At 70.1% G+C, this 6,469-nt stretch carries 7 protein-coding genes and 1 pseudogene; 6 read left to right on the top strand and 2 right to left on the bottom strand.

The window, feature by feature from the left end; all coding sequences use genetic code 11:
* From QNJ12_RS22730 to QNJ12_RS22710, 5 genes and pseudogenes are all read left to right on the top strand, one after another.
* Nucleotides 1-429, top strand: a pseudogene (locus QNJ12_RS22730) (hypothetical protein); the annotation flags it as partial.
* Nucleotides 430-438: 9 nt separating this feature from the next.
* Nucleotides 439-1,464 carry an RNA-binding cell elongation regulator Jag/EloR gene (jag, locus tag QNJ12_RS22725; RefSeq protein WP_300626249.1) on the top strand — a complete coding sequence of 342 codons (1,026 nt, stop codon included), beginning with the start codon at nt 439-441 and terminating at the stop codon, nt 1,462-1,464.
* A 3-nt stretch (nt 1,465-1,467) separates the two neighbouring features.
* On the top strand, nt 1,468-2,031 hold the full coding sequence (locus QNJ12_RS22720) for an RsmG family class I SAM-dependent methyltransferase (RefSeq protein WP_300626247.1): 564 nt from the start codon (nt 1,468-1,470) through the stop codon (nt 2,029-2,031).
* A gap of 187 nt (nt 2,032-2,218) precedes the next feature.
* Nucleotides 2,219-3,022 (top strand): ParA family protein, encoded by an 804-nt coding sequence (locus QNJ12_RS22715; RefSeq protein ID WP_300626246.1) that lies wholly within the window; start codon nt 2,219-2,221, stop codon nt 3,020-3,022.
* Nucleotides 3,009-3,923, top strand: coding sequence for a ParB/RepB/Spo0J family partition protein (locus QNJ12_RS22710; RefSeq protein WP_300626244.1), 915 nt, complete (start codon nt 3,009-3,011; stop codon nt 3,921-3,923). The genes QNJ12_RS22715 and QNJ12_RS22710 overlap by 14 nt, the downstream gene beginning before the upstream one ends.
* Nucleotides 3,924-4,284: 361 nt before the next feature.
* Here QNJ12_RS22710 and QNJ12_RS22705 read toward each other — a convergent pair whose 3' ends face one another.
* A complete protein-coding gene (locus QNJ12_RS22705) occupies nt 4,285-5,256 on the bottom strand; it encodes a peptidoglycan-binding protein (protein WP_300626252.1) in 972 nt (323 codons plus the stop codon).
* Nucleotides 5,253-5,591, bottom strand: a complete 339-nt coding sequence (gene trxA / locus QNJ12_RS22700) for a thioredoxin (protein ID WP_300626243.1) — start codon at nt 5,589-5,591, stop codon at nt 5,253-5,255. The genes QNJ12_RS22705 and trxA overlap by 4 nt, the downstream gene beginning before the upstream one ends.
* 361 nt (nt 5,592-5,952) lie before the next feature.
* Here trxA and QNJ12_RS22695 point away from each other — a divergent pair, with 361 nt between their 5' ends.
* Nucleotides 5,953-6,399, top strand: a complete 447-nt coding sequence (locus QNJ12_RS22695) for a type II toxin-antitoxin system Phd/YefM family antitoxin (protein ID WP_300626242.1) — start codon at nt 5,953-5,955, stop codon at nt 6,397-6,399.
* Nucleotides 6,400-6,469 lie beyond the last annotated feature (70 nt).

The raw sequence follows: 6,469 nt of genomic DNA, 5'->3' as shown, positions 1-6,469 counted from the left end.
CCCGGCCAGCAGAAGCTGATGCAGTACCTGCCGGTCGTCTTCGCCGTCTTCCAGATCTTCTTCCTGCTCGGCCTCGTCGTCTACTACATCGTGCAGGCCATCCTGCGCATCATGCAGCAGCGCTACATCACGTGGCGGTTCTACGGACACGACGAGTCACTGGGCCGGCAGGCCCAGGCGGCCAGCGAGCGGGCGCGTGAGCTCGCCAAGAAGGACGGTGGCGCGGGCAGCCCGTTCGCGCAGGCCCGTCAGCAGCTGGCCGAGGCGAAGGAGAGCCAGCCGCGCCGTAAGAAGGGGGCACCCGAGCCGGTGCCCACGGTCCGTCCGTCGAAGCGGACGACGCCACCCAAGAATCGACCGACCCCGAGCGCCAAGCAGCGTTCCGGCCGACCACAGAACCGGCCGAGCTCGAAGCGCAAGCGTAAGTGAGGAGACCCCATGGAATGGGTCCAGACCACCGCCAAGACCCTCGACGAGGCCAAGGATCGTGCCCTCGATCAGCTGGGTGTCGCCGCCGATGAGGCCGAGTTCGACGTCCTCGAGGAGCCTCGCACCGGCCTGTTCGGACGGCTGCGCGGCGAGGCGCGGGTGCGGGCCCGGGTGAAGCCGGCCGCCGTCCGACCCAAGCAGGAGCGGCGGGGGAGGAACCGCCGTGACGACCGTGGCCGGGGCAAGAAGGGCGGCAAGCCGTCGGGTCGCGGCAAGAATGACGGCGGCAAGGGCGGCGGCGCGAAGGGCGGTGGCACGAGTGAGCGCGACGCCGGTGACGATGGCAAGGGCGGCGGTGGCAAGGATGACGGCGGCAACGGAGGCCAGCGCGGCGCCGGACGCGGTGAACGGCGCGACGCGGCCCAGCAGCGCGACGGATCGCAACGCCGGTCGCAGCCGGTCGCCGAGCAGGCTGCGACGTCCGAGGCGACCGCGGCATCCAACGGTGACGGCTCTCGACGCCGTGGCCAACGATCGCAACAGAAGGAGAAGCAGGCGATGGACAACGAGTCGACAGTCACCCCGCAGGAGGTCGGCGACGCGGCCGTCGCGTTCATGTCCGGCCTGGCCGAGGCATTCGGCGCCGACGCGACGACCGACGTCACGGTCGACGGCACGGACCTCGAGGTGCGCACCGTCGGCACCGAGCTGGGTCTGATGGTCGGGCCGGGCGGGCGCACGTTGCTGGCGATCCAGGACCTCGCCCGCGTGGCATCGCAGCGCCGGCTCGGCGATCACGACACCCGGCTGCGCGTCGACGTCGGCGGCTACCGCGAGAAGCGCCGCGCCGCGCTCGAGAAGTTCGCCCTCGCGGTCGCCAATGAGGTGGTCGCGGCGGGGCAGCCCAAGGCGCTCGAGCCGATGACGTCGGCCGATCGGAAGATCATCCACGACTCGCTCGCCGACGTCGAGGGCGTGACGAGCCGCTCCGAGGGTGACGATCCGACGCGCCGGGTGATCATCAGCCCGGCCTGACGCGTGCACCCCGATCTGCTCGAAACGCTGCGCGACGCGCAGCGTTTCGGCTTTTTCGGGCCCGGGTCGATCGAGGATGCCGCCGCCCATGCTGCGGCGTTCGTCGAGGCGATCGCTGCGGTCGACGATGGCTCGCGCATCGTCGATCTGGGCAGTGGTGGTGGGCTGCCGGGCCTGGTGGTCGCCGACGCCCGTCGGGGGGACGCCATCGTGTTGATCGATCGCCGGCAGAAGCGGACCGACTTCCTGGAGCGGGCCGTGCGGCGGCTCGGCTTCGAGCACGTGGACGTGTGGTGCGCCGACGTGGACGTGTTGTGCGACGAGGTCGGCGCGGGCCGATGCCGTCCCTTCGACGTGGTCACGGCACGCGGGTTCGGTCCACCTGCGACGACGCTGCGGACGGCGCTGCGACTGTTGGCGCCGTCGGGACGCGTGGTGATCAGTGAACCCCCAACCGGCGATCGATGGTCGCCGGAGTTGCTGGCCGAGCTCGGTGTGGAGAGCGAGCGTCATGGCCCGGTTGCCGTGTTCCGCCGGCGGGAACCGCCAGGGGGGCCCACCGACTGACCCGGGCTGGCCGGCGGCAACGTGCCTGGTCAGGCCGGCGATGAGGGCCCTGATGTTTCCCGTGAAACATCCGGCGCAGGCCGGCGGGACCCGTCGCGCGTTGCGCCGCACCCGGCGGCGGATGTTTCCCGTGAAACAATGCGGGGATCCGCGCAAACGGCGGTACGAGCCACCAGACTGTGTGGCAATGGACGCTGCCGCCGACGCCCGCCCGCCCGTGCGACCCCTCCCCCGCGTCATCGCCGTCGCCAATCAGAAGGGCGGTGTCGGCAAGACGACCACGACCATCAACACCGGGGCCTGCCTGGCCGAGCTGGGCCTCCGTACCCTGATCGTCGATCTCGATCCACAGGGCAACGCCTCGACCGGCCTCGGTATCGAGAACCGCGGCCTCGAGACGTCCATGTACCACGTCCTGATGCACGACGTGCCGCTCGAGAACTGCATCGAGCCGACCGATGTCCGCAACCTGTTCGTCGCTCCCGCCAGCCTCGACCTGGCGGGCGCCGAGATCGAGCTGGTGCCGGCGTTCAGCCGCGAGACCCGGCTCCGCAAGGCGATCGAGGCGGTGATCGACGACTACGACTACGTCCTGGTCGACTGCCCGCCGACGCTGGGTCTGCTGACCGTCAACGGGCTGGCGGCCGCCAGCGAGGTACTGGTCCCGATCCAGACCGAGTACTACGCGCTCGAGGGGCTCGGACAACTGCTCCGCAACGTCGACCTCGTCAAGCGCAACCTGAACCCCGAGCTCGACGTGTCGACGATCGTCTGCGTGATGTACGACGCTCGCACCAAGCTCTCCGATCAGGTGGTGCAGGAGGTGCGCGAGCACTTCGGTGAGAAGGTCGTCCGGGCCGTTGTGCCTCGCTCGGTCCGGCTGTCCGAGGCGCCGTCGTTCGGGCAGCCGATCATCACGTTCGATCCTCGATCGCGGGGCGCCATCGCCTACCGCGATGTCGCCAAGGAGGTCCACCATGGCTCGTCGTAGCGGTTTGGGCAAAGGCCTGAGCTCGTTGATCCCGCCGGGCGAGACCACGCCCGGCGACGCCCAGGCGGTCCTGCGCGACCTGCCGGTCGGCGACATCACACCCAACCCCAACCAGCCGCGCGTGCACTTCGACGAGGAGTCGCTGGCCGAACTCACGGCGTCGATCCAGCAGATCGGCGTGCTGCAGCCGGTGCTCGTCCGCGAGGTCGGCTCCGGGTTCGAGCTCATCGCGGGGGAGCGGCGGTGGCGTGCCGCCGGCCGTGCCGGGCTCGCCACGATCCCGGCCGTCGTCCGGGTCAGCGACGACGAGGGGTCGGTCGAGCAGGCGTTGGTCGAGAACCTGCACCGCCAGGACCTGACCTGTCTCGAGGAGGCCGCGGCGTACCAGCAGCTGATCGAGGACTTCGAGCTCACCCACGAGCAGGTCGCCGAGCGGGTCGGCAAGAGCCGCTCCGCGATCACCAACACGCTGCGCCTGCTCGGCCTGCCGCCCTCGATCCAGCACCTGCTCGCGGATGCCAAGCTCTCGGCCGGCCATGCCCGAGCGCTGCTCGCCACGCCGGACAGGGCGCTGCAGGAAGACCTCGCCCGTCAAGCTGCCGACGAGGGATGGACCGTGCGGATGGTCGAGGAGGCGGTCAAGAATGCGGGCAGTCCGGCTCCCGACGCCGACGACGCCGGAGCCGTCGAGGCCACGCCCGAACCGACCCATGACGGCGCGGGCGTCGCGCCGACCACCCGGCTCCGCCCACCGGGCCTCCTCGAGCTCGAGGAGCTGTTGGCCGACCACCTCGACACGCGGGTGGCCGTGAACATGGGCGCCAAGAAGGGCCGGGTCGCGATCGACTTCGCCGACCTCGAGGATCTCGAGCGGATCTACCGCCGCATGACCGGGGAGTGATCGCCCCCTGTGGCGACCGCATTGACCGGGGAGTGATCGCCCCACGTCGCGACAGCATGACCGGGGAGTGATCGCCCCACGTCGCGACAGCATGACCGGGGAGTGATCGCCCCCCGTGGCGACCGCATTGACCCGGGAGTGATCGCCCCACGTTGCGACAGCATGACGGGGGAGTGATCGCCCCACGTCACGGCTGCGTCATCGACGACGTCGAGCGAACCGTGACCGACCGTGCAATTCCTGCTCGTCCTGGCACGCTCCGTGTGCCGTTCGTCACAGGAGTTTCAACCCGCGCGTGACCTTGAACCACAGGGTGGGGAGAATTCTGTGGATAAACCGTCGAGCCGCGCGTGAGCTGCGCTCAGTCTGGGGATAACAGCGGTTTCCCCGCCCAGTCCTCGAGCGCGTCGATCATCGCGCCGACCAGCGACCCGGACCGGTCGAGGGCCGGCTGCACGTCGCCGAGCGTGAACAGCACGGCCGGCATCCTCGTCTCGCGCAGCACCGGCAGCCGCATCCCCTGGACCTCGGGTCGAAGGTCCGGCACCGCGACGTCGCAGCATTCGGCGATGCGGCGTGCGAGCGCACGGCCCCCGGCCGACTCAAACTGGGGGACGGCGTAGTAGTGGAGCGTGGGCGGACCGCCCGGATCCGACTCGAACCCGACGTACACGGTGGCGGCGAACCGGTTGGCGGCGGCGGCCTGCGCGGGCGGATCCGGCTCGTCGGTCGCCAGCACGGTGGCGCTGCGCTGGCGCAGTGCCTGTACCAGCTGGCGTGACAGGGCGCTCAGGCCGCCGAACTGGCCGACCACGACGCGGAGGTCGGCCAGCGTGCGAGCGGTCGCGGTGAGCGACTCGAGCTCGCGGACCGCCGTCACGCCGGGGCCCGATCCCGTCTGGCGCGCCAGGACCTGGAGTGCACGCACGGTGCCGGCACCGCAGACACCGTCGACGTACAACCCCGAGTTGTGCTGGAAGTCCTCGAGCGCACGGCTGGTGGCCGGTCCGAAGATGCCGTCGACGCGTCCGCAGTCGAACCCGATCTGGGCCAGCGTCGCCTGGAGCTCGCTGACGTCGTCGCCACGCAGGTTCGGTGCAACCAGCATCAACAGCCGATCACCGAGCCGCCACGACGCCTCGACGATCGCCCGCCAGGTCTCCTCGTCGCACGAGCCGGTGTCGCGCAGCCCCCTGACCCGCTGGAAGTCGCGCAGCAAGGCCTCGGTGACCGCGCAAAAAAAACCCGCCTCGGCACCGGCGGGCGGGAACCCGGCGGCGCCGAGGCGGCGTTGAAGGTCGCGGACTGCCTCGCCGCGCTGACCGGGCGTCAGCGGGAAGTAGCGAGAAATTCGTCGAGCTCCTGGAGCAGGGCGCCCTTGCCCTTGGCGCCGACGATCTTCTTCTTCACGTCGCCGTCCTGCAGCACGAGCAGGGTCGGGATGCTCATCACGCTGTACCGCATGGCGATGTCGGGGCTCTCGTCGACGTTGAGCTTGGTGATGTTGATCTGGTCGCCCAGCTCGCCGGCGAGCTCTTCGAGCACGGGTGCGATCTGCTTGCACGGGCCGCACCATTCGGCCCAGAAGTCGACCAGCACGGGGGCGGACGACGCGGCGACCGTCTCGTCGAAGGTCGCACTGGTGAGGTTGGTGATGCCGTTGGCCATCGAGGTTCCTTTTGTCGTGGGCGAGGGGAGTGTACCGAGATGGAACGTGGCAGGGGAGTGACCTATTCCGTTCCGGATGGCGGGCTCGTCGGCCCTCCGGTTCTCCTCCCTCGGCTGCGGCGGGGCTCCCTGGCGGTCGCGGCCCGCCGCCCGATCTTGTGTGGTCGGGCGCCGATTCGGTGCTCCGTGTGTGTGACGTTGTAAGACGAATTGAGATCGCTCCTGACGAATCGCACGCGCTCGCCGCGACGGCGTGGCGCAACACACTCCTCGGTGGGGCAGGATCGCTCATCGGAGAACCCCGTTGTGCTACGTTGTGCTACACATGCTGGGCGATCCACGATCCGACCACGATGCACCGGTGGCGAACAAGTCGCGCCACGTCTCGATCCGCGTCACCAGCGATCTCTTCGAGTCGTTGGAGGCGTTTGCCGTGCGGCGAGACGAGACGGTGTCGCAGAGCGCTCGCCGGATCATCGCCGAGGGTCTGGCGCCGCGAGCCGGTTCGGCTGCCGCGATCGACGACGCCATTGCGACCCTGCGCGCCGTTCGCGGACAGCTCGCCGACGAACCGTCGGTCGCATCAGCGGCGCCGCCGCGACTCGCCGCCCCCGGGCCACCCGATGTGAGGACCGTCAACGTCCTCAACGCCAAGACGAACCTGTCGCGCCTGCTCGCCGATGTCGCTCGCGGCGAGGAGATCGTGATCACCCACGCCGGGCAGCCACGCGCCCGCCTCCTCCCGTTCGAGCACGACACCGAACCGCTGCCGGGCCACGACGACGATCCCACCGAACCGCCCCGATGACCGAACGGCCCACCACGGCGGCGGACGCCACGACGGCGGGTGTCGCGGCGCGAGACTGCCTCGATGGAGC

Source organism: Ilumatobacter sp. (assembly GCF_030065885.1).
Lineage (GTDB): Bacteria > Actinomycetota > Acidimicrobiia > Acidimicrobiales > Ilumatobacteraceae > Ilumatobacter.
Note: the sequence above shows the minus strand (reverse complement) of the source record. Positions and strands in the feature narration are given on the sequence as shown.